Annotated in this window: 12 protein-coding genes, 3 tRNA genes and 7 rRNA genes; 8 read left to right on the forward strand and 14 right to left on the reverse strand. The window is 44.1% G+C overall.

Going from position 1 to position 24,137, the window contains the following annotated elements:
• Positions 1-25: 25 nt before the first annotated feature.
• The 7 genes from AC0L4E_RS16815 to AC0L4E_RS16845 all read left to right on the forward strand — a co-directional run bounded on the left by AC0L4E_RS16815 (position 26) and on the right by AC0L4E_RS16845 (position 4,848).
• On the forward strand, positions 26-1,303 hold the full coding sequence (locus AC0L4E_RS16815) for a type II secretion system F family protein (protein ID WP_473680361.1): 1,278 nt from the start codon (positions 26-28) through the stop codon (positions 1,301-1,303).
• 36 nt (positions 1,304-1,339) lie between these two features.
• A complete protein-coding gene (locus AC0L4E_RS16820) occupies positions 1,340-2,269 on the forward strand; it encodes a prepilin peptidase (protein WP_473680363.1) in 930 nt (309 codons plus the stop codon).
• 1 nt (position 2,270) lies between these two features.
• Positions 2,271-2,876 carry a dephospho-CoA kinase gene (gene coaE / locus AC0L4E_RS16825; protein WP_473680365.1) on the forward strand — a complete coding sequence of 202 codons (606 nt, stop codon included), beginning with the start codon at positions 2,271-2,273 and terminating at the stop codon, positions 2,874-2,876.
• A 9-nt stretch (positions 2,877-2,885) separates the two neighbouring features.
• Positions 2,886-3,623 carry a cell division protein ZapD gene (zapD, locus tag AC0L4E_RS16830; RefSeq protein ID WP_473680367.1) on the forward strand — a complete coding sequence of 246 codons (738 nt, stop codon included), beginning with the start codon at positions 2,886-2,888 and terminating at the stop codon, positions 3,621-3,623.
• Between the two features lie 40 nt (positions 3,624-3,663).
• Positions 3,664-3,873, forward strand: a complete 210-nt coding sequence (gene yacG, locus AC0L4E_RS16835; RefSeq protein ID WP_473680369.1) for a DNA gyrase inhibitor YacG — start codon at positions 3,664-3,666, stop codon at positions 3,871-3,873.
• Between the two features lie 14 nt (positions 3,874-3,887).
• Positions 3,888-4,283, forward strand: coding sequence for an 8-oxo-dGTP diphosphatase MutT (mutT, locus tag AC0L4E_RS16840; protein ID WP_473680371.1), 396 nt, complete (start codon positions 3,888-3,890; stop codon positions 4,281-4,283).
• A gap of 442 nt (positions 4,284-4,725) precedes the next feature.
• On the forward strand, positions 4,726-4,848 hold the full coding sequence (locus tag AC0L4E_RS16845) for a hypothetical protein (protein WP_473680373.1): 123 nt from the start codon (positions 4,726-4,728) through the stop codon (positions 4,846-4,848).
• On the opposite strand, the gene rrf (AC0L4E_RS16850) is transcribed toward AC0L4E_RS16845, so the two are convergent.
• From rrf (AC0L4E_RS16850) to AC0L4E_RS16905, 12 genes are all read right to left on the reverse strand, one after another.
• Positions 4,837-4,952: ribosomal RNA gene (gene rrf / locus AC0L4E_RS16850) — 5S ribosomal RNA — on the reverse strand. The genes AC0L4E_RS16845 and rrf (AC0L4E_RS16850) overlap by 12 nt on opposite strands.
• Before the next feature lie 207 nt (positions 4,953-5,159).
• Positions 5,160-8,051: ribosomal RNA gene (locus tag AC0L4E_RS16855) — 23S ribosomal RNA — on the reverse strand.
• 352 nt (positions 8,052-8,403) lie between these two features.
• A 16S ribosomal RNA gene (locus tag AC0L4E_RS16860) occupies positions 8,404-9,947 on the reverse strand.
• Positions 9,948-11,360: 1,413 nt separating this feature from the next.
• Positions 11,361-11,476, reverse strand: a 5S ribosomal RNA gene (rrf, locus tag AC0L4E_RS16865).
• Positions 11,477-11,494: 18 nt separating this feature from the next.
• Positions 11,495-11,570 (reverse strand) — tRNA-Thr (locus AC0L4E_RS16870).
• A gap of 49 nt (positions 11,571-11,619) precedes the next feature.
• A 5S ribosomal RNA gene (gene rrf, locus AC0L4E_RS16875) occupies positions 11,620-11,735 on the reverse strand.
• A gap of 207 nt (positions 11,736-11,942) precedes the next feature.
• Positions 11,943-14,834, reverse strand: a 23S ribosomal RNA gene (locus AC0L4E_RS16880).
• Between the two features lie 370 nt (positions 14,835-15,204).
• Positions 15,205-15,280: transfer RNA gene (locus AC0L4E_RS16885), tRNA-Ala, on the reverse strand.
• Positions 15,281-15,345: 65 nt separating this feature from the next.
• Positions 15,346-15,422: transfer RNA gene (locus tag AC0L4E_RS16890), tRNA-Ile, on the reverse strand.
• A gap of 74 nt (positions 15,423-15,496) precedes the next feature.
• Positions 15,497-17,038: ribosomal RNA gene (locus AC0L4E_RS16895) — 16S ribosomal RNA — on the reverse strand.
• The 16S, 23S and 5S rRNA genes sit together here with 3 tRNA genes alongside, the layout of an rRNA operon.
• Positions 17,039-17,642: 604 nt before the next feature.
• Positions 17,643-20,363: a preprotein translocase subunit SecA gene (secA, locus tag AC0L4E_RS16900; RefSeq protein ID WP_473680375.1), complete on the reverse strand. Its 2,721-nt coding sequence runs from the start codon at positions 20,361-20,363 to the stop codon at positions 17,643-17,645.
• A gap of 58 nt (positions 20,364-20,421) precedes the next feature.
• Entirely contained in the window at positions 20,422-21,321 is a 900-nt protein-coding gene (locus AC0L4E_RS16905; protein ID WP_220753619.1) for a M23 family metallopeptidase, read from the reverse strand.
• Between the two features lie 27 nt (positions 21,322-21,348).
• On the opposite strand from AC0L4E_RS16905, the gene AC0L4E_RS16910 reads away from it, so the two are divergent.
• Entirely contained in the window at positions 21,349-21,801 is a 453-nt protein-coding gene (locus tag AC0L4E_RS16910) for a DUF721 domain-containing protein (RefSeq protein WP_220753620.1), read from the forward strand.
• Between the two features lie 5 nt (positions 21,802-21,806).
• Here AC0L4E_RS16910 and lpxC read toward each other — a convergent pair whose 3' ends face one another.
• Both lpxC and ftsZ read right to left on the reverse strand, forming a co-directional pair.
• Complete coding sequence (gene lpxC / locus AC0L4E_RS16915) at positions 21,807-22,727, reverse strand: UDP-3-O-acyl-N-acetylglucosamine deacetylase (RefSeq protein ID WP_473680378.1); 921 nt, start codon at positions 22,725-22,727, stop codon at positions 21,807-21,809.
• Positions 22,728-22,932: 205 nt separating this feature from the next.
• The gene (gene ftsZ / locus AC0L4E_RS16920) at positions 22,933-24,114 is read right to left on the reverse strand and encodes a cell division protein FtsZ (RefSeq protein WP_473680380.1); all 1,182 of its coding nucleotides are present in this window, start codon (positions 24,112-24,114) and stop codon (positions 22,933-22,935) included.
• Positions 24,115-24,137 lie beyond the last annotated feature (23 nt).

A 24,137-nucleotide genomic window follows, 5' to 3' on the forward strand; every position in this document is an offset into this window, starting at 1 on the left:
TAATAAATAAAAAAGGATTTGCTTTATGGCAACTGCATCGGCGAGAAGAAAGCCCTCAGTGAAAAGAACCAGCAAAGATAAGACCAAACTTCAACCTAAAGTGTTCACTTTTGAATGGAAAGGTACAAATAGAGATGGTCAAAAAACCTCCGGAGAGCTCCGTGGTTTGTCCGTTGCTGAAGTTCGCAGCGCCTTAAAAGCTCAAGGGGTCACTCCGAAAACAGTTAAAAAGAAAGCAGTTTCACTGTTCAAATCTGATAAAAAAATCACCGCTATGGATATTGCGATGATCACCCGCCAAATTGCTACTATGTTAGCTGCAGGTGTTCCTCTAGTAACAACTATTGAACTTTTAGGCCGCGGCCATGATAAAGCAAAAGTAAGAGAATTATTAGCTATTATTCTTACTGATATACAATCAGGTATTCCATTGTCTGATGCTTTAAGGCCACATAGACAGTACTTTGATGACCTCTATGTCGATTTAGTGGCTGCAGGTGAGCACTCAGGCTCACTTGACGCTGTATTTGATCGGATTGCCACTTATAGAGAAAAAGCTGAAGCATTAAAATCTAAAATTAAAAAGGCTATGTTTTATCCTGCTGCCGTCGTGATAGTTGCCATTGCAGTTACTGTGCTTTTATTACTTTTTGTTGTACCTCAGTTTGAGAGTATTTTCGCTGGCTTTGGTGCCGAACTGCCAGCCTTTACGCAGATAGTAGTTAATCTCTCTCGTTGGTTGCAAGTTTCTTGGTACTATTTTGTACTCGCCATTATTCTTATAGTATGGGCATTTAGGCGTGCACATTTAAAATCTCAAAACTTCAGAGATAGAGTAGATGAACTAGTTTTAAAAACCCCTGTAGTTGGTGATATCTTACATAAAGCTGCTATGGCTCGCTTTGCCCGCACTCTAGCTACGACGTTTTCAGCAGGTGTACCATTAATTGATGGACTTGAATCCGCTGCTGGCGCCTCCGGTAATGCGGTTTATCGTAAAGCACTATTAAAAGTCCGCCAAGAAGTGATGTCAGGCATGCAAATGAACGTAGCTATGCGAACCACAGGTCTTTTCCCTGACATGCTTATTCAAATGGTAATGATTGGTGAGGAGTCAGGTGGACTAGATGACATGCTAAACAAAGTAGCCAATATTTATGAGATGCAAGTTGATGATGCGGTTGATGGATTATCAAGTTTAATAGAACCGATCATGATGGTAGTTATTGGTACTCTTGTCGGCGGGTTAATCGTTGCAATGTATTTACCTATTTTCCAAATGGGTAATATTGTTGGTGGATAACAAACCGCTAAGATAAGAAATTAAAAGAATAATAACATGAATGAGTTTATGAATACTTTTATAGAGTCTATAAGCCAATCACCTTGGCTCTTTATTTCAATTAGCTTTATTTTTGCCGCTACCATTGGCAGCTTTTTAAACGTCGTCATTCACCGCTTTCCTGTGATGATGAAGCGTGAATGGCAAAGTGAATGTAATTATTATTTGTCAGAATACCACCCCGACATTGTCAAAGAAGTCGGTGAAAAGCGACTGAACAAACGTATTGATGATTATCCTGAGAAATATAATTTAGTGGTACCAGGATCAGCTTGCCCGAAATGCAAAACAAATATCAAACCTTGGCACAACTTACCCATCATTGGCTGGTTAATGATTGGCGGGAAGTGCGCAAGTTGTAAAACATCAATTAGTACCAGATACCCAATATTTGAATTAATTACTGGTCTATTAATAGCAACTTTAGCTTGGCACTTTGGTCCGACTTGGCAATTTTTATACGCATCTATTCTTACTTTTGTGTTAGTTGCACTAACTGGTATTGATTTAGATGAAATGCTATTGCCAGATCAATTAACGCTGCCTATTTTATGGCTAGGCATCATTATTAACCTTAAAGGTATTTATGCTAGCCCAACAGATGCTGTTATTGGTGCTGCTGCAGGCTATTTAAGCCTTTGGTCTGTTTTTTGGCTGTTTAAACTAGTGACAGGCAAAGAAGGCATGGGCTATGGCGACTTTAAATTACTCGCAGTATTTGGTGCATGGTTAGGCTGGCAATTCCTGCCTTTGATTATTTTAATTTCTTCATTGGTAGGTGCTGTTATTGGTATTTCAATGATGATAAGCAAGAAAATCACCAGAGAAAACCCAATTCCATTCGGTCCATATATTGCCATTGCAGGCTGGGTTGCGCTTGTATGGGGTCAGGATATTATCAACTGGTACCTAGGTAATTTCATTTAGCATGGCTGATTTCATTGTTGGACTTACAGGTGGTATTGGTTCGGGAAAAACCACTGTAGCAAATCAATTCTCAGAATTCGGAATCGAACTCGTTGATGCTGATATCATTGCCCGAGAAGTTGTCGAGAAAGGCACTCAGGGGCTAAGTCAGATTAAAGAACACTTTGGCTCTGAAGTAATAGACTCTAATGGTTTACTTGATAGAGTAAAGTTACGTACAAGAGTGTTTGACAATGAACAAGAAAGGCAATGGCTAAATAACTTACTACACCCCTTAATCCGCAATCGTATGCTCGAAGCAGTTGAAAATGCGAATTCTCCTTATGTTATTATGATTGTTCCCTTGCTTTTTGAGAATGGGTTAGATAGTTTGGTCAATACGACTTTAGTGGTGGATATTCCACCACATGAACAAATAGCTAGAACAGCGAAACGAGATGGGGTAACTTCAACAGAAGTTAAGAAAATTCTAAATCGTCAGATAAGTAGAGAATTGAGACTTACTAAGTCTGATACTGTCTTAGACAATACCTTACCTCCAGAAGAATTACGAAAAACTGTTCAGTTATTACATTTGAAGTATTTAGCTCAAGCATCATCAGCATAGATAAAAACAATGAATAACGATTTAATATATGAACAGCCGTTAAATGAAAAAACCAGAAGTTATCTGCGACTCGAATATTTAGCTGATCAATTAAATCTCCATCTTGATACCGATTATCAACATCACTGTTTCTACCCACTTTTTTCATTAGCTGAATTGACGGACAGATGTGATTACCGAACTGATATCCTAAAAGATATTGACAAACAATTAGTCATCTTAGCTAAATGGCATGCTTTACCCCATGTAGATAAATCGCAAATACAAAACATAATCGATCAACTCAACGCATCAAAAGCCCCATTACAAACAAATGAGCGCATAGGCTGCCACCTAAAGCAGGATCGTTTTATTGCCGCACTTAAGCAACGATTTGGTATGCCTGGAGCGTGTTGTAATTTTGATTTGCCGCAGCTGCATTATTGGCTTGCTAAACCATGGCAAGAAAGACAGTTAGACCTCAATAACTGGATCGAGAATTTTTTACCTATCCTAAAGCCAATACAATTACTACTTGAACTGACAAGAAGTACCGCAGAATTTATAACAGCCGAAGCACAGCAAGGTTTTTTTCAAGGTAACAGCCCACAAACGTTATCTTTGATTAGAGTTCAAATCGATAACACCCAAGACTGTTACCCGACTATTAGCGGTCATAAAAACAGATATGCTATCCACTTCGTCGATTTCGAAAACCAAAAACATACTGATAAATTAGTTAAATTCAAACTAGCTACTTGTAACTAAATTCTTTAGGATCTCACTATATTAATTAGCGAGATGACTTATGCCTATTTCTGTTAAATGTCCTATATGCCAAATTGATGTTCTTTGGGAACCACAATCAAAATTTAAACCTTTTTGCAGTGAGCGCTGTAAAATGATTGATCTTGGCGATTGGGCAAGTGAGAAACACGCCATTCCAGTAAAACCAGAATTTGATCATGAAACCTTAGATACAGAAGGTTTTGATGAAGGTGACTTTTTTAAACAATAGGTTGAGCAAATTAAATGAAAAGAATACATGTCGCTGTTGGCATTATTATAAATAATGAACAACAAATACTGTTAGCTAAGCGCCATGAACACCTGCACCAAGGGGGTAAATGGGAATTTCCTGGTGGTAAGGTGGAATTAGGTGAAACGGTTTCACAAGCGCTCATAAGAGAGCTTAAGGAAGAAGTTAACTTAGACGTAGAATCTACAGAATCATTCATGGATATCTCACATAATTACCCAGATAAACATGTATTACTTGATATTCACCTAGTGAGACAATTTAGTGGTTCGGGAGAAGGTGTAGAAGGTCAAGAAATACAGTGGGTTAATAAAGTGGACTTACATAATTTTGAGTTTCCTGAAGCCAATTTACCTATTCTAGATAAAATTAAACTGCTTAACCTCTAAATAAATTTAGAGAATACTCCACATAAGTACACATCATCACTATTGAGATGAGTCCTCTAACGACTCATCTTTAATATTGAAATGATGGAAAGCTACTCAACAGCTGGTCTGCTGTTTTATTTGAGACACAATATAGATTGATCAATTGAAGCGCTTTCTTACCCCGCTAAGCTAACTAGCAAAATAAAATCACTTCGACAACAATCCAGTAGCTAAAAGCTCTATGCCTGAATCTGGTTACCCTCTTTCTATTATATAAATCAGTGCCTTGGCGCTAGCCTAGCTATGTATTGTCATCCTTGCTAAAAAACTATCTCTTACGCATAACTCTCTAATTCATTACACAAAAAAGCCCGATACGTGAGTATCGGGCTATCTGCTCTCAATTAAGAGAAATTAGGTGCTTGGTAATGACCTACTTTTATAATCCTTGTAAGGACACATGGGCATATCGACCACACTATCAGCAGTTGATGTGTCTAAGCCTGCAGTTTACTTTTCTTCAGGCAAAGAAAAACCCCGCTACATCGTAGCGGGGTTCGTCGTATTAGGCGCTTGGCAATGACCTACTTTCACATGGGGAGACCCCACACTATCATCGGCGCTATTGCGTTTCACTACTGAGTTCGGGATGGGATCAGGTGGGACCACAATGCTATTGTCACCAAGCAAATTTGGCTGTTAACTGCTGTCGCAATTAACTAAATTCGGAAAGCTGTTTGTTTCTTTGAGTTTTCGACTTCATTAAGTGCTTTATATTCTTCACTAAGTCTTTCGTAATAAATCTAGTTACCATCAACTCAGATACACCTACATGGCTGTAGGCAGTGCCAAGAAATGATTGGACTCATTTCTGGTAAAACTTATCTGGGTTGTATGGTTAAGCCTCACGAGTCATTAGTACAGGTTAGCTCAACGCCTCACAACGCTTACACACCCTGCCTATCAACGTCCTAGTCTCGAACGGCTCTTTAGAGGAATTAAATTCCTAGGGATGACTCATCTTAGGACTCGCTTCCCGCTTAGATGCTTTCAGCGGTTATCGATTCCGAACGTAGCTACCGGGCAATGCTATTGGCATAACAACCCGAACACCAGCGGTTCGTCCACTCCGGTCCTCTCGTACTAGGAGCAGCTTCCTTCAATCATCCAACGCCCACGGCAGATAGGGACCGAACTGTCTCACGACGTTCTGAACCCAGCTCGCGTACCACTTTAAATGGCGAACAGCCATACCCTTGGGACCGACTTCAGCCCCAGGATGTGATGAGCCGACATCGAGGTGCCAAACACCGCCGTCGATATGAACTCTTGGGCGGTATCAGCCTGTTATCCCCGGAGTACCTTTTATCCGTTGAGCGATGGCCCTTCCATACAGAACCACCGGATCACTATGACCTACTTTCGTACCTGCTCGACGTGTATGTCTCGCAGTTAAGCTGGCTTATGCCATTGCACTAACCGTACGATGTCCGACCGTACTTAGCCAACCTTCGTGCTCCTCCGTTACTCTTTGGGAGGAGACCGCCCCAGTCAAACTACCCACCAGGCACTGTCCCGAACCCCGATAAGGGGCCGCGGTTAGAACATCAAAACTACAAGGGTGGTATTTCAAGATTGACTCCACTCCATCTAGCGACGAAGCTTCAAAGTCTCCCACCTATCCTACACATGTAGGTTCAATGTTCAGTGCCAAGCTATAGTAAAGGTTCACGGGGTCTTTCCGTCTAGCCGCGGGTATACGGCATCTTCACCGCAATTTCAACTTCACTGAGTCTCGGCTGGAGACAGCGTGGCCATCATTACGCCATTCGTGCAGGTCGGAACTTACCCGACAAGGAATTTCGCTACCTTAGGACCGTTATAGTTACGGCCGCCGTTTACTTGGGCTTCGATCATGAGCTTCTCCGAAGATAACCCAATCAATTAACCTTCAAGCACCGGGCAGGCGTCATACCGTATACGTCATCTTGCGATTTTGCACAGTACTGTGTTTTTGATAAACAGTTGCAGCCACCTGGTATCTGCGACTGCCAGCAGCTTAGAGAGCAAGTCTCATCACCGCCAGCAGCGTACCTTCTCCCGAAGTTACGGTACCATTTTGCCTAGTTCCTTCAGCCGAGTTCTCTCAAGCGCCTTGGTATTCTCTACCCGACCACCTGTGTCGGTTTGGGGTACGATTCCTACTAACCTGAAGCTTAGAAGATTTTCCTGGAAGCATGGCATCAACTACTTCATCCCCTTGGGGACTCGTCATCAACTCTCAGCCTAGTGTTCACCCGGATTTGCCTAAGTGAACAGCCTACAGTCTTAAACGCGGACAACCAACGCCGCGCTAGCCTAGCCTTCTCCGTCTCTCCATCGCAGTTAGCAGAAGTACGGGAATATTGACCCGTTTCCCATCGACTACGCCTTTCGGCCTCGCCTTAGGGGTCGACTCACCCTGCCCCGATTAACGTTGGACAGGAACCCTTGGTCTTTCGGCGTGGGGGTTTTTCACCCCCATTATCGTTACTCATGTCAGCATTCGCACTTCTGATACGTCCAGTGTGGGTTACCCCTTCACCTTCAACCGCTTACAGAACGCTCCTCTACCGCTTGCTCATAAGAGCAAACCCATAGCTTCGGTGTATTGCTTAGCCCCGTTAAATCTTCCGCGCAGGCCGACTCGACTAGTGAGCTATTACGCTTTCTTTAAATGATGGCTGCTTCTAAGCCAACATCCTAGCTGTCTAAGCCTTCCCACATCGTTTCCCACTTAGCAATAACTTTGGGACCTTAGCTGATGGTCTGGGTTGTTTCCCTTTTGACGACGGACGTTAGCACCCGCCGTCTGTCTCCCGAGTAGTACTCACTGGTATTCGGAGTTTGCAAAGGGTTGGTAAGTCGGGATGACCCCCTAGCCTTAACAGTGCTCTACCCCCAGTGGTATTCGCTCGAGGCGCTACCTAAATAGCTTTCGAGGAGAACCAGATATCTCCGAGTTTGATTGGCCTTTCACCCCCAGCCACAAGTCATCCGCTAATTTTTCAACATTAGTCGGTTCGGTCCTCCAGTTGATGTTACTCAACCTTCAACCTGCCCATGGCTAGATCACTCGGTTTCGGGTCTACACCTTGCAACTAAACGCGCAGTTAACACTCGGTTTCCCTACGGCTCCGCTATTCGCTTAACCTCGCTACAAAATGTAAGTCGCTGACCCATTATACAAAAGGTACGCAGTCACGGTCTCAAGAACCGCTCCCACTGCTTGTACGTACACGGTTTCAGGTTCTATTTCACTCCCCTCACAGGGGTTCTTTTCGCCTTTCCCTCACGGTACTGGTTCACTATCGGTCAGTCAGGAGTATTTAGCCTTGGAGGATGGTCCCCCCATATTCAAACAGGATGTCACGTGTCCCGCCTTACTCGATTTCATCTATGGTTAGTTTTCATGTACGGGGCTATCACCCTGTGCCGCTGTGCTTTCCAACACATTCCACTAACACCCCATAGACTTAAGGGCTAATCCCCGTTCGCTCGCCGCTACTAGGGGAATCTCGGTTGATTTCTTTTCCTCTGGGTACTTAGATGTTTCAGTTCCCCAGGTTCGCCTCATAACGCTATGTATTCACGTTATGATGACCACTTATGTGGCCGGGTTTCCCCATTCGGACATCGTTAGCTCAAATGCTTGTTACTAGCTCGCCAACGCTTTTCGCAAGTTACTACGTCCTTCATCGCCTCTGACTGCCAAGGCATCCACCGTATACGCTTAGTCACTTAACCATACAACCCAAATAAGTTTCTAAGAACCTGTAATCAAGATGTACCGTAACTAGCTGGTTTATTACTAATTTGCATCTCTTACGAGTACACAAATTCGCCTTAGTTTTTAGAATATTCAAGACACTTAATAAAGTGTTTTGAGAACTCAATGTATTACTGAAAAGGGATTAACTTCCCAATAATACGATTTGTAATTAATTAACATGACAGACTCATGTAATTAAATACTATCAGCTTTCCAAATTGTTAAAGAACAATGCTAACCGGCTGGCGGCGCATTTCGCTCAACTCCATCAAGGAGTAACAAGCAATCTGTGTGAACACTCAACAAACATTAAGTTAGTCGTATAGGTAAGGAGGTGATCCAGCCCCAGGTTCCCCTAGGGCTACCTTGTTACGACTTCACCCCAGTCATGAACCACACCGTGGTAAACGTCCCCCCGAAGGTTAGACTATCTACTTCTGGTGCAGCCCACTCCCATGGTGTGACGGGCGGTGTGTACAAGGCCCGGGAACGTATTCACCGTAGCATTCTGATCTACGATTACTAGCGATTCCGACTTCATGGAGTCGAGTTGCAGACTCCAATCCGGACTACGACGTACTTTGTGAGATTAGCTAGACCTTGCGGCTTTGCAACCCTCTGTATACGCCATTGTAGCACGTGTGTAGCCCTACTCGTAAGGGCCATGATGACTTGACGTCGTCCCCACCTTCCTCCGGTTTATCACCGGCAGTCTCCCTAGAGTTCCCACCATAACGTGCTGGCAAATAAGGATAGGGGTTGCGCTCGTTGCGGGACTTAACCCAACATTTCACAACACGAGCTGACGACAGCCATGCAGCACCTGTCTCAGAGTTCCCGAAGGCACTAAGCTATCTCTAGCGAATTCTCTGGATGTCAAGAGTAGGTAAGGTTCTTCGCGTTGCATCGAATTAAACCACATGCTCCACCGCTTGTGCGGGCCCCCGTCAATTCATTTGAGTTTTAACCTTGCGGCCGTACTCCCCAGGCGGTCTACTTAATGCGTTAGCTTGGGAGCCCAGTGCTCAAGGCACCAAACTCCGAGTAGACATCGTTTACGGCGTGGACTACCAGGGTATCTAATCCTGTTTGCTCCCCACGCTTTCGTACATGAGCGTCAGTCTTTGTCCAGGGGGCCGCCTTCGCCACCGGTATTCCTTCAGATCTCTACGCATTTCACCGCTACACCTGAAATTCTACCCCCTCTACAAGACTCTAGTTCACCAGTTCCAAATGCAATTCCCAGGTTGAGCCCGGGGATTTCACATCTGGCTTAATGAACCGCCTGCGTACGCTTTACGCCCAGTAATTCCGATTAACGCTTGGACCCCTCGTATTACCGCGGCTGCTGGCACGAAGTTAGCCGGTCCTTCTTCTGTAGGTAACGTCACAGTAATGGCGTATTAAACCACTACCTTTCCTCCCTACTGAAAGTGCTTTACAACCCTAGGGCCTTCTTCACACACGCGGCATGGCTGCATCAGGGTTTCCCCCATTGTGCAATATTCCCCACTGCTGCCTCCCGTAGGAGTCTGGGCCGTGTCTCAGTCCCAGTGTGGCTGATCATCCTCTCAGAACAGCTAGGGATCGTCGCCTTGGTAAGCCATTACCTTACCAACTAGCTAATCCCACCTAGGTTCATCCAATCGCGAAAGGCCCGAAGGTCCCCTCCTTTCCCCCGTAGGGCGTATGCGGTATTAGCAGTCGTTTCCAACTGTTATCCCCCTCGACTGGGCAGATCCCTAGGCATTACTCACCCGTCCGCCGCTCGTCAGCAAAGAAAGCAAGCTTTCTTCCTGTTACCGCTCGACTTGCATGTGTTAGGCCTGCCGCCAGCGTTCAATCTGAGCCATGATCAAACTCTTCAATTAAAGTTTTTTGAGACTAAGTCTCGGCTCAATGAATTCTGATTACATTATGCAGACTCGGAAGAATCTACATCCTGTTTGTTACATATTGCTATGAACACTCATCGTTACATTGATAATAATTTTGATTGCTGCATTCTTTACAAGAAAGAAGTCAGCAATTTCGATTAACTCAACACCTGTGAGTGTCCACACAGATTTACTTGTTTGATTGTTAAAGAGCGTTGACCGTGTTGGTCAGGGATGCGTATTCTACGCTTTCCCTCGTTGGCGTCAAGTGTTTTTTCAAACTTCTTTTTGCCGTTAATTTGAAGTGGTTAAAACCTTCTCAAATCAACCTGACTCAGTGTTTCGCTGTTGCGCTCTGCCGTGTCAGTGGATGCGCATTATAGGGAGATTATGAAACACCGCAAGGGCTTTTTTCAATTAATTTCAGTTTTATTAAACTTAAGCATTTAGCAACAAGATACTCAGAAGTTAACCCCATAGTTATCCACATTAATGTTGTTGTATCATTAACTATTAGAATTACTGTTCAACTTCATTAGGTCACTCTTTGAATTAACTTAAACTCAATAAGCTAAACATACTGCACAACCTTACCTCTGGAAGCTTTAAATATAAGCATCTGTTAAACCGAATTTACTTTCAAAGACTAGAAAGTAGAGGCTGTATGATAATTTTAAATAAAAATAATTTGTAATACTGGAACAAAAAGCCGAAATGACCCCACGTTTATTTTGTTAATTTCGTTAGAACAACTTTTAGTAAACTTGAGCTCTCTATATCTATCTAAATAACCTTCCAACTACGACAAACAGTAATTCAAGTTGCAGTAAAAAAGCATTCAGCTCTATCCGTTAGCAATCAACTCACTTAAGTAGAGTGGCCAGGGAAAGGAAATGATTTATTTCATTAAGTATCAATGGATACTAACGTCATTGACGTTACATAGTTTTGCTTGAACAAATTATTAACAAGTTTTATTCACTCAATTTTTAATCTTAGTTCTCTCTTTTACCTCCACTGACTTACTCGTTTAGTAGAGGAATAAACCTCTATTTAACAGATAATACTAACAACATAATCAATCAATTTTTGTAGATAAGTAGTGGCACCCTAGCATGGCCTGTGGTCATTTGGATCTTAGTTAACAAGCTAGAAGCAGATTCAAGGATTAGAGATTAGAGATTAGAGACTAGAGACTAGAGACTAGAGACTAGAGATGATTGATGATTGATGATTGATGATTGATGATTGATGATTGATGATTGATGATTGACCATTAATTTGCTTTTAAAAAATACAACCAATGAATAACGTGAATAATATTATCCTTAAAACCCTAAATTATAGACACAAAAAAGCCCGCTATATTAATAGCGGGCTATCTGCTCTCATAGAGAGATAATTAGCGTCTGGGAATGACCTACTTTCACATGGGGAGACCCCACACTATCATCGGCGCTATTGCGTTTCACTACTGAGTTCGGGATGGGATCAGGTGGGACCACAATGCTATTGTCCCCAGACAAATCTGGTTTTAAAGATGGTGCTGATACCCAGAATCGAACTGGGGACCTCATCCTTACCAAGGATGCGCTCTACCGACTGAGCCATATCAGCATGATCTTGCTCAATATTACTTTTCAGTAATTTAAGACTTAAATTAGGCGCTTGGCAATGACCTACTTTCACATGGGGAGACCCCACACTATCATCGGCGCTATTGCGTTTCACTACTGAGTTCGGGATGGGATCAGGTGGGACCACAATGCTATTGTCACCAAGCAAATTCGGGTGTTAATCGCTGTCGCAATTAACTAAATTCGGAAAGCTGTTTGTTTCTTTGAGTTTTCGACTTCATTAAGTGCTTTATATTCTTCACTAAGTCTTTTGTAATAAATCTAGTTACCATCAACTCAGATACACCTACATGGATGTAGGCAGTGCCAAGAAATGATTGGACTCATTTCTGGTAAAACTTATCTGGGTTGTATGGTTAAGCCTCACGAGTCATTAGTACAGGTTAGCTCAACGCCTCACAACGCTTACACACCCTGCCTATCAACGTCCTAGTCTCGAACGGCTCTTTAGAGGAATTAAATTCCTAGGGATGACTCATCTTAGGACTCGCTTCCCGCTTAGATGCTTTCAGCGGTTATCGATTCCGAACGTAGCTACCGGGCAATGCTATTGGCATAACAACCCGAACACCAGCGGTTCGTCCACTCCGGTCCTCTCGTACTAGGAGCAGCTTCCTTCAATCATCCAACGCCCACGGCAGATAGGGACCGAACTGTCTCACGACGTTCTGAACCCAGCTCGCGTACCACTTTAAATGGCGAACAGCCATACCCTTGGGACCGACTTCAGCCCCAGGATGTGATGAGCCGACATCGAGGTGCCAAACACCGCCGTCGATATGAACTCTTGGGCGGTATCAGCCTGTTATCCCCGGAGTACCTTTTATCCGTTGAGCGATGGCCCTTCCATACAGAACCACCGGATCACTATGACCTACTTTCGTACCTGCTCGACGTGTATGTCTCGCAGTTAAGCTGGCTTATGCCATTGCACTAACCGTACGATGTCCGACCGTACTTAGCCAACCTTCGTGCTCCTCCGTTACTCTTTGGGAGGAGACCGCCCCAGTCAAACTACCCACCAGGCACTGTCCCGAACCCCGATAAGGGGCCGCGGTTAGAACATCAAAACTACAAGGGTGGTATTTCAAGATTGACTCCACTCCATCTAGCGACGAAGCTTCAAAGTCTCCCACCTATCCTACACATGTAGGTTCAATGTTCAGTGCCAAGCTATAGTAAAGGTTCACGGGGTCTTTCCGTCTAGCCGCGGGTATACGGCATCTTCACCGCAATTTCAACTTCACTGAGTCTCGGCTGGAGACAGCGTGGCCATCATTACGCCATTCGTGCAGGTCGGAACTTACCCGACAAGGAATTTCGCTACCTTAGGACCGTTATAGTTACGGCCGCCGTTTACTTGGGCTTCGATCATGAGCTTCTCCGAAGATAACCCAATCAATTAACCTTCAAGCACCGGGCAGGCGTCATACCGTATACGTCATCTTGCGATTTTGCACAGTACTGTGTTTTTGATAAACAGTTGCAGCCACCTGGTATCTGCGACTGCCAGCAGCTTAGAGAGCAAGTCTCATCACCGCCAGCAGCGTACCTTCTCCCGAAGTTACGGTACCATTTTGCCTAGTTCCTTCAGCCGAGTTCTCTCAAGCGCCTTGGTATTCTCTACCCGACCACCTGTGTCGGTTTGGGGTACGATTCCTACTAACCTGAAGCTTAGAAGATTTTCCTGGAAGCATGGCATCAACTACTTCATCCCCTTGGGGACTCGTCATCAACTCTCAGCCTAGTGTTCACCCGGATTTGCCTAAGTGAACAGCCTACAGTCTTAAACGCGGACAACCAACGCCGCGCTAGCCTAGCCTTCTCCGTCTCTCCATCGCAGTTAGCAGAAGTACGGGAATATTGACCCGTTTCCCATCGACTACGCCTTTCGGCCTCGCCTTAGGGGTCGACTCACCCTGCCCCGATTAACGTTGGACAGGAACCCTTGGTCTTTCGGCGTGGGGGTTTTTCACCCCCATTATCGTTACTCATGTCAGCATTCGCACTTCTGATACGTCCAGTGTGGGTTACCCCTTCACCTTCAACCGCTTACAGAACGCTCCTCTACCGCTTGCTCCTAAGAGCAAACCCATAGCTTCGGTGTATTGCTTAGCCCCGTTAAATCTTCCGCGCAGGCCGACTCGACTAGTGAGCTATTACGCTTTCTTTAAATGATGGCTGCTTCTAAGCCAACATCCTAGCTGTCTAAGCCTTCCCACATCGTTTCCCACTTAGCAATAACTTTGGGACCTTAGCTGATGGTCTGGGTTGTTTCCCTTTTGACGACGGACGTTAGCACCCGCCGTCTGTCTCCCGAGTAGTACTCACTGGTATTCGGAGTTTGCAAAGGGTTGGTAAGTCGGGATGACCCCCTAGCCTTAACAGTGCTCTACCCCCAGTGGTATTCGCTCGAGGCGCTACCTAAATAGCTTTCGAGGAGAACCAGATATCTCCGAGTTTGATTGGCCTTTCACCCCCAGCCACAAGTCATCCGCTAATTTTTCAACATTAGTCGGTTCGGTCCTCCAGTTGATGTTACTCAACCTTCAACCTGCCCATGGCTAGATCACTCGGTTTCGGGTCTACACCTTGCAACTAAACGCGCAGTTAACACTCGGTTTCCCTACGGCTCCGCTATTCGCTTAACCTCGCTACAAAATGTAAGTCGCTGACCCATTATACAAAAGGTACGCAGTCACGGTCTCAAGAACCGCTCCCACTGCTTGTACGTACACGGTTTCAGGTTCTATTTCACTCCCCTCACAGGGGTTCTTTTCGCCTTTCCCTCACGGTACTGGTTCACTATCGGTCAGTCAGGAGTATTTAGCCTTGGAGGATGGTCCCCCCATATTCAAACAGGATGTCACGTGTCCCGCCTTACTCGATTTCATCTATGGTTAGTTTTCATGTACGGGGCTATCACCCTGTGCCGCTGTGCTTTCCAACACATTCCACTAACACCCCATAGACTTAAGGGCTAATCCCCGTTCGCTCGCCGCTACTAGGGGAATCTCGGTTGATTTCTTTTCCTCTGGGTACTTAGATGTTTCAGTTCCCCAGGTTCGCCTCATAACGCTATGTATTCACGTTATGATGACCACTTATGTGGCCGGGTTTCCCCATTCGGACATCGTTAGCTCAAATGCTTGTTACTAGCTCGCCAACGCTTTTCGCAAGTTACTACGTCCTTCATCGCCTCTGACTGCCAAGGCATCCACCGTATACGCTTAGTCACTTAACCATACAACCCAAATAAGTTTCTAAAAGAAACAAACTGTTGTTAAAGCCCATAGCCTTAACAGTCGTATCGTAACTAGCTGGTTTATTACTAATTTGCATCTCTTACGAGTACACAAATTCGCCTTAGTTTTTAGAATATTCAAGACACTTAATAAAGTGTTTTGAGAACTCAATGTATTATCGAAAAGGGATTAACTTCCCAATAATACGATTTGTAATTAATTAACATGACAGACTCATGTAATTAAATACTATCAGCTTTCCAAATTGTTAAAGAACGGGCTTAAAAAAGCCAAAGATAAAGCTGTCGCTTTATCTTTGGCGTCTCTATCCAAATATGCATGACTTACGATTATTTATAAGTAAGTAAATGGTGGAGCTATGCGGGATCGAACCGCAGACCTCCTGCGTGCAAGGCAGGCGCTCTCCCAGCTGAGCTATAGCCCCATTTACATGCAGTCAAACAAATTTACGTTAATACAAAATCTTTCTTTAGGAGAAAATAAAGATTTTGGTGGGTCAGAGTGGACTTGAACCACCGACCTCACCCTTATCAGGGGTGCGCTCTAACCAGCTGAGCTACAGACCCAACGTAATTTTGCTCTTTCTTTCTATCAAGTAATCTGTGTGAACACTCAACAAACATTAAGTTAGTCGTATAGGTAAGGAGGTGATCCAGCCCCAGGTTCCCCTAGGGCTACCTTGTTACGACTTCACCCCAGTCATGAACCACACCGTGGTAAACGTCCCCCCGAAGGTTAGACTATCTACTTCTGGTGCAGCCCACTCCCATGGTGTGACGGGCGGTGTGTACAAGGCCCGGGAACGTATTCACCGTAGCATTCTGATCTACGATTACTAGCGATTCCGACTTCATGGAGTCGAGTTGCAGACTCCAATCCGGACTACGACGTACTTTGTGAGATTAGCTAGACCTTGCGGCTTTGCAACCCTCTGTATACGCCATTGTAGCACGTGTGTAGCCCTACTCGTAAGGGCCATGATGACTTGACGTCGTCCCCACCTTCCTCCGGTTTATCACCGGCAGTCTCCCTAGAGTTCCCACCATAACGTGCTGGCAAATAAGGATAGGGGTTGCGCTCGTTGCGGGACTTAACCCAACATTTCACAACACGAGCTGACGACAGCCATGCAGCACCTGTCTCAGAGTTCCCGAAGGCACTAAGCTATCTCTAGCGAATTCTCTGGATGTCAAGAGTAGGTAAGGTTCTTCGCGTTGCATCGAATTAAACCACATGCTCCACCGCTTGTGCGGGCCCCCGTCAATTCATTTGAGTTTTAACCTTGCGGCCGTACTCCCCAGGCGGTCTACTTAATGCGTTAGCTTGGGAGCCCAGTGCTCAAGGCACCAAACTCCGAGTAGACATCGTTTACGGCGTGGACTACCAGGGTATCTAATCCTGTTTGCTCCCCACGCTTTCGTACATGAGCGTCAGTCTTTGTCCAGGGGGCCGCCTTCGCCACCGGTATTCCTTCAGATCTCTACGCATTTCACCGCTACACCTGAAATTCTACCCCCTCTACAAGACTCTAGTTCACCAGTTCCAAATGCAATTCCCAGGTTGAGCCCGGGGATTTCACATCTGGCTTAATGAACCGCCTGCGTACGCTTTACGCCCAGTAATTCCGATTAACGCTTGGACCCCTCGTATTACCGCGGCTGCTGGCACGAAGTTAGCCGGTCCTTCTTCTGTAGGTAACGTCACAGCAACAACGTATTAAGCTGCTACCTTTCCTCCCTACTGAAAGTGCTTTACAACCCTAGGGCCTTCTTCACACACGCGGCATGGCTGCATCAGGGTTTCCCCCATTGTGCAATATTCCCCACTGCTGCCTCCCGTAGGAGTCTGGGCCGTGTCTCAGTCCCAGTGTGGCTGATCATCCTCTCAGAACAGCTAGGGATCGTCGCCTTGGTAAGCCATTACCTTACCAACTAGCTAATCCCACCTAGGTTCATCCAATCGCGAAAGGCCCGAAGGTCCCCTCCTTTCCCCCGTAGGGCGTATGCGGTATTAGCAGTCGTTTCCAACTGTTATCCCCCTCGACTGGGCAGATCCCTAGGCATTACTCACCCGTCCGCCGCTCGTCAGCAAAGAAGCAAGCTTCTTTCTGTTACCGCTCGACTTGCATGTGTTAGGCCTGCCGCCAGCGTTCAATCTGAGCCATGATCAAACTCTTCAATTAAAGTTTTTTGAGACTAAGTCTCGGCTCAATGAATTCTGATTACATTATGCAGACTCGGAAGAATCTACATCCTGTTTGTTACATATTGCTATGAACACTCATCGTTACATTGATAATAATTTTGATTGCTGCATTCTTTACAAGAAAGAAGTCAGCAATTTCGATTAACTCAACACCTGTGAGTGTCCACACAGATTACTTGATAAATTGTTAAAGAGCGTTAGCGCATCTCGGTAAGCCCGAGTGGCTAGGGATGCGTATTTTACGCAATTCCCGTTTCGCGTCAAGTCATTTTTAAACTAATTTAAAAACTCTTTTCAGCGTCACTTTACAGTGAACTGATTTGGCGTGTACACCATGCTATTGCGTGGTTTGCCGTGTCAGTGGATGCGCATTATAGGCAGATTCTGAAACACCGCAAGGGCTTTTTTCAATTAATTTCACTTATTTTAAAACTTTTTATTTAGCCACAAGCTAATCACTATTAATCCACAAACTTATCCACAAACCCGACATTTGTGCCTGTTTCTTATACTATTTTACAGGTATAAAAAAAGCAGCTAATAATAGCTGCTTTTAATCAATGCCTTCAAGAGAGCCTAAATTAGGTTAACTTACCATGGCACTGCTTGTACTTTTTACCAGAACCACATGGACAAGGATCATTTCGACCTACTTTCTCACCATCGCGGATGACTGTTCTTGGTATTGCGGCTTCAGCTTCTGAGTTATCAGTTAATGCTTCGGATGCTGCGTGCTGATAATCGCGTTGGATTTTGGCTTCTTCGTCACGACGACGCTGTTCCATTTCATCTACATCTGACTGAGCCTGTACTTGAACTTTAGATAGGACACTGATGACATCCAATTTAAGTGACTCTAGCATTTGCTGGAATAACTCAAATGATTCGCGCTTATACTCTTGCTTTGGATTCTTTTGAGCATAGCCACGTAAGTGGATACCTTGACGTAAATGATCCATTGCAGCCAGATGTTCTTTCCATAAACCATCTAGAGTTTGCAGCATAACCGCTTTTTCGAACTGGCGAAGTACTTGAGCACCGACCATTTCTTCCTTAGCTTTATATGCATCACTCCAACTGGTTACGATTCTTTCACGTAGCGTTTCTTCGTGTAAGTCATCTTCAGTATCTAACCACTGTTGAATCGTCAGTTTTAAACCATACTCTTGTTCGAGACGTTGCTCTAATCCTGGAACGTCCCACAACTCTTCAACTGATTGCTGAGGAATATATTGATCGATAACGGTACTAACCACATCTTGTTCGATGTTCGAAATAGTATCTTCGATACTTTCAGCATCCATCAACTCATTACGTTGTGAGTAAACAACTTGGCGTTGGTCATTTGCAACATCATCATATTCAAGTAATTGCTTACGAATATCAAAGTTACGAGCTTCTACTTTACGTTGAGCATTTTCAATAGCACGTGAAACCCAAGGATGCTCGATGGCTTCACCTTCTTCCATACCCAGTTTCTTCATCATGCCGGTCACTTTATCTGAAGCGAAGATGCGCATTAAGCTATCTTCCATAGATAAATAGAAGCGTGAAGAACCCGCATCACCTTGACGACCAGAACGACCACGTAACTGGTTATCAATACGACGAGATTCATGACGTTCAGTACCAAGAATATGCAGGCCACCAGAAGCAATAACTGCATCATGACGCACTTGCCACTCAGCTTTAATTTTAGCAATTTGATCTTCGGTAGGATTCTTCAGCGCTTCAACTTCAACTTTCCAGTTGCCGCCTAATACGATATCCGTACCACGACCTGCCATGTTTGTAGCAATTGTCACTGTACCTGCGCTACCCGCATCGGCAACAATTTGCGCTTCTTTCTCATGGAACTTTGCATTCAATACTGAATGAGGGATTTTTGCTTGCTTTAATAGCGTCGCTAATAACTCAGATTGCTCAATTGATACCGTACCCACAAGTACTGGCTGGCCACGCTCACGACAACCTTTAATATCGGTAATAATCGCGTTGTATTTTTCAGTTGCAGTTAGATAAACCAAATCCGCCATATCATTACGAACCATTGGCTTATTAGTTGGTACTACTACAGTATCAAGTCCGTAAATATGCTGGAACTCAAATGCTTCAGTATCGGCGGTACCTGTCATACCTGCTAACTTCTCGTATTGGCGGAAGTAGTTTTGGAATGTGATAGACGCTAAGGTTTGGTTTTCGTTTTGAATGTTTACACCTTCTTTAGCTTCTACAGCTTGATGTAAACCTTCAGACCAACGACGACCAGGCATTGTACGACCAGTATGCTCGTCAACAATAATCACTTCGCCATCTTGAACAATGTAGTCAACATCACGCTCAAATAACGTATGTGCACGAAGTGCTGCATTAACGTGATGCAATAAAGAGATGTTAGCAGCAGAGTAAAGTGAATCACCTTCACCTAATACGCCAAGTTCGATAAGCAGTTGTTCTACTTTTTCTTGACCACGTTCAGTGAAATGAACTTGTTTTGCTTTTTCATCAATGCTGAAATCACCTTCACCAATCTCATCTTCGGTATCTTCTTTATCTTGGACAATAAGATTTGGGATTAGCGTGTTTACTTTGATGTATAGCTCAGAACTGTTTTCAGCAGCGCCAGAAATAATCAATGGTGTACGTGCTTCATCAATCAGAATTGAATCGACTTCATCAATTAGTGCATAGTGAAGTGGACGCTGAACACGCTCTTGTGGCGAAAACGCCATGTTGTCACGAAGGTAATCAAAACCAAACTCGTTGTTAGTACCATAGGTAATATCTGAGTTATAAGCTTCTTTCTTTTCTACTTGGCCAAGACCTGCGACGTTAATGCCGACAGTTAAACCTAGGAATTCAAAAAGAGGACGGTTATTTTCAGCATCACGGCCAGCAAGATAGTCATTCACTGTAATAACGTGAACACCTTTCCCTGTTAAACCGTTTAGATATGCTGGCAGTGTTGCGGTAAGAGTTTTACCTTCACCCGTTCTCATTTCAGCGATACGGTTACTATCGAGTACCATACCACCTAATAATTGGACGTCGAAATGACGCATTTCGAATACACGCTTTGATGCTTCACGAACTGTAGCAAATGCTTCAGCCATAATAGCTTCTAATGTTTCACCATTTTCTATGCGCTGACGAAACTCTTCTGTTTTTGCTTTTAGTTCGTCATCAGTCAGCTTTTCATATTCAGCTTCTAATGCGTTAATCTTAGTTACAACTTTACCAAGGCCTTTCAAGGTACGGTCGTTACGACTGCCGAATACTTTTGTCAGTAATTTGCCTAACATCTTAATCACTTATCTCTTGTAGGTTGAGCTCAAATGAGCGACTTAACCGAAAATGTTATTAACTAGCCTTGCGATACACGAACTTTCTTGGATCTATTTGCTGTCCGTTTCGCAACACTTCGTAATGCACGTGGGGACCGGTCGACCGGCCTGTGCTACCCATACTGGCAATTTTATCGCCTTTGGCAACGACGTCACCTAGGTTTACTGACATAGATTTATTGTGTCCATAACGAGTGCGAAGACCATTTCCATGATCAATTTCCACAAGCCCGCCATAACCAAGCATATTTCCTGACCATGTAACTACGCCTGCAGCAGTAGCAATCACATCGCCGCCTTCCTTGCCCGCAAAATCAATGCCTTTATGCAATGTTCTACGACCATTAAAAGGGTCATTTCGTAAACCGTAGGGCGAAGATAACCAACCTTTAACGATTGGTCGCCCTGATATATAACGTTCTTTATCTATATGGAGATTAGTTGCCACTGTTTCAAGTAGTGATAACTGAACATTATTATTATCAATTCTGGAGGCCAACTGTGACATGTCATCTAACAGTTGGTTTAATTCAACACCTGCGCCTATTTCACTTAACCCACCGACACCCACTTCGGTAGAAAAATCGAATTGATCTTCAAGTAAATTATTTTCGGCAACTTGCTGACCTAACGCCTCTAGACGAGTAACGTTAGCTTGCATACGCGCGACGTGGGCAACTAAGGTGCTTAATTGTGTTTCTGTCGCTTTTTTGAGATTAATGACTTGTTGTTTTTGCTGTTCGCGCAATTTCTGATTTTCATCAACTTTGGTTTGCTGCGCAGCAAAACGATCAGCACTCTGCTGGTAAAGACCAGTTCCTGCCGCCACTAAAAGGATAGGTAGAAGTAACCAACGTTTGCTAGGATGCCAACGCGTTACTCCATTTCGACCTTGAATAAAAACTGTTACACTCATAGCCTAACTCAGCCATCTTATTATCATATGAAAAAGCCCCCTCAAGATCTCAGTAGATTACTACATCAATCGGGAACATTACCGGAACTCGCTGAGAAAGCAGAACTGTTAAACCAACTGAATAACTACGTTAAGCAGTGCTTAAATGGTCCTGTTAGTGAACAGCTAAAAGTCGCTAATCTTCGTCAGGGTGTTCTTGTTATTGAAACTACTTCGGCTGCATGGGCTGCTAGAATAAATTTCCAAAAGACCAAACTACTGCAACAACTTCAGGAAGAAACGCTTCCAATGCTTACCGCTATAGAGGTTAAAGTCAACCCAGGGATAGCAATTACGCCAAGTAAAGCACCAACTAATTATGCAAAAATCAGCCCTGCAGCTGCACAACACCTGCAGTCATTGGCTGATCACGTAGAAGGTTCTCTTGGCGAAAAACTAAAACGGCTGGCTGCATTAGCCAGCCGTAATAGGCAATCTTAATATTTTTACGCTAAAGATACAGCGCCTGGCACCATAAAGCTAAGTGGTACATCAACTTCATTTTCAAAGCTGACTAACTCCCAAGCTTCCTGATGTGCAAGTAATGCTCTAACCAATTGGTTATTTAAAGCATGACCTGTTTTATAAGCACAGAACTCACCAACAATGGCATGTCCTGCTACATATAAATCACCAAATGCGTCAAGAATCTTATGCTTAACAAATTCGTCCTCATATCGCAGACCATCAGGGTTAAGGACACGATATTCATCAAGCACAACAGCATTTTCCATGCTGCCACCTAATGCTAAATTGTTAGCACGAAGGTATTCAATATCTTGCATAAAGCCGAACGTTCTAGCGCGGCTAATATCTTTAACAAAAGCAGATGTTGAAAAATCCATCACCATATGTTGCTGACTACGTGAAATTTCAGGGTGATTAAAGTCGATTTTGAAATCAACTCTAAAGCCTTTGAATGGCTTTAATTCAGCCCATTTATCGCCGTCTTCAACGCGAATGGTTTGATTGATTTTGATATATTTTTTAGCTACCGATTGCTCTTTAATTCCTGCACTTTGCAGTAAAAAAACAAACGGACTTGCACTGCCATCCATAATCGGGATTTCAGGAGCATCAACTTCGATAACAGCGTTATCTATGCCAAGGCCTGCAAGTGCTGCAAATAAATGTTCGATAGTTGAAATGCGAACACCTTCATCATTAACTAATGCCGTACACATAGTTGTTTCACGAACAAGATGCGCCTTTGCAGGAATTTCCACTGCTGGGCTTAAATCTGTGCGTCTAAGTACGATACCAGTGTTGACAGGTGCGGGCATAATGCACAGAGTTACCTTGTTGCCGGAATGCAATCCGACACCAGTACTCTTCACCATTTTTTGAACAGTTCTTTGAAAAATCATTCAGTTACCCGTTTTAATCACTTTTAAATAAACATTCTTGAGCTATATATACTGAGTAAACCCAGTAAGCTGAGGCGGTATACTACCATAAAATTGTCTTTTCACAAAAAAACACCCTTTACAGTCTTTTTATCCGCCTCTACTTACATAAGCAACATTTTATCAACATCTTAGACTTTCTAGATTTTCATTTTACTATCAGCAACTAATCAGCTTGCTTACGTAAAAATGCTGGAATATCTAAGTAATCACCGTCAACTCGTGCTGCAGGTTGTGCTGCTTGCTGAGGTGCAGGAACAGCGTTGCCTGTCGGTGCAACGTAGCTTGCTGCTACATTTTGCTCTTCAACTGGCTCAACTTTTGTCTCAACAACTGGAGCAGGCTCAGGACGTGAAACAGGCTTAGTCACTAATTGGATATCAGGCTTTTTCTCAGCGCCAATACCAGTAGCAACAACAGTTACACGAAGCTCTTCACTCATTTCTGGATCAATCACAGCACCAACAACCACTGTCGCATTATCAGATGCATAAGCTTTAACGTGATTACCCACTGTTTCTAGCTCTTCAATACTGATATCCATACCTGCTGTGATGTTAACTAATACGCCGCGCGCACCAGCTAGATCAATATCTTCAAGTAATGGACTTGCAACAGCCGCTTCAGCAGCTTCTTCCGCACGGTCATCACCAGTAGCAACGCCTGTGCCCATCATGGCATTACCCATTTCTGACATAACCGTTTTAACGTCGGCGAAATCCACGTTAATTAGACCAGGGCGAGTAATTAACTCTGCAATACCTTGCACAGCGCCCAATAAAACATTGTTGGCTGCAGCGAATGCGTCCAGCAATGAAGTGCCACGACCCAATACTTTTAATAACTTTTCATTTGGGATAGTGATAAGCGAATCAACATGCTTTGCAAGTTCTGCAATACCTTGATCGGCAAATGTCATGCGCTTCTTGCCTTCAAAAGGAAAAGGCTTAGTTACAACAGCAACGGTTAGAATACCTTCTTCGCGAGCAATCTCAGCAACGACAGGTGCAGCACCAGTACCAGTACCACCGCCCATGCCAGCAGCGATAAAGACCATATCCGATCCTTTAATTGCAGCGCGGATATTTTCTTTATCTTCAACAGCAGCTTGGCGACCCACATCAGGGTTTGCTCCAGCACCTAGACCTTTAGTGACATCACGTCCTAATTGAATTGTAGAGCCTGCACCTGACTTGCGTAATGCCTGAGCATCCGTATTCGTTACGATAAACTCAACACCTTCGATGCTGTGTTTAACCATATGTTCGACAGCGTTACCGCCACCACCACCGACGCCGATGACCTTGATCACCGCCTCGTCATTATGTGTGTCCATGATCTCAAACATTGTCTGATCTCCGTTTGTCTGCG

The organism is Shewanella sp. GJ50-10 (genome assembly GCF_055808815.1).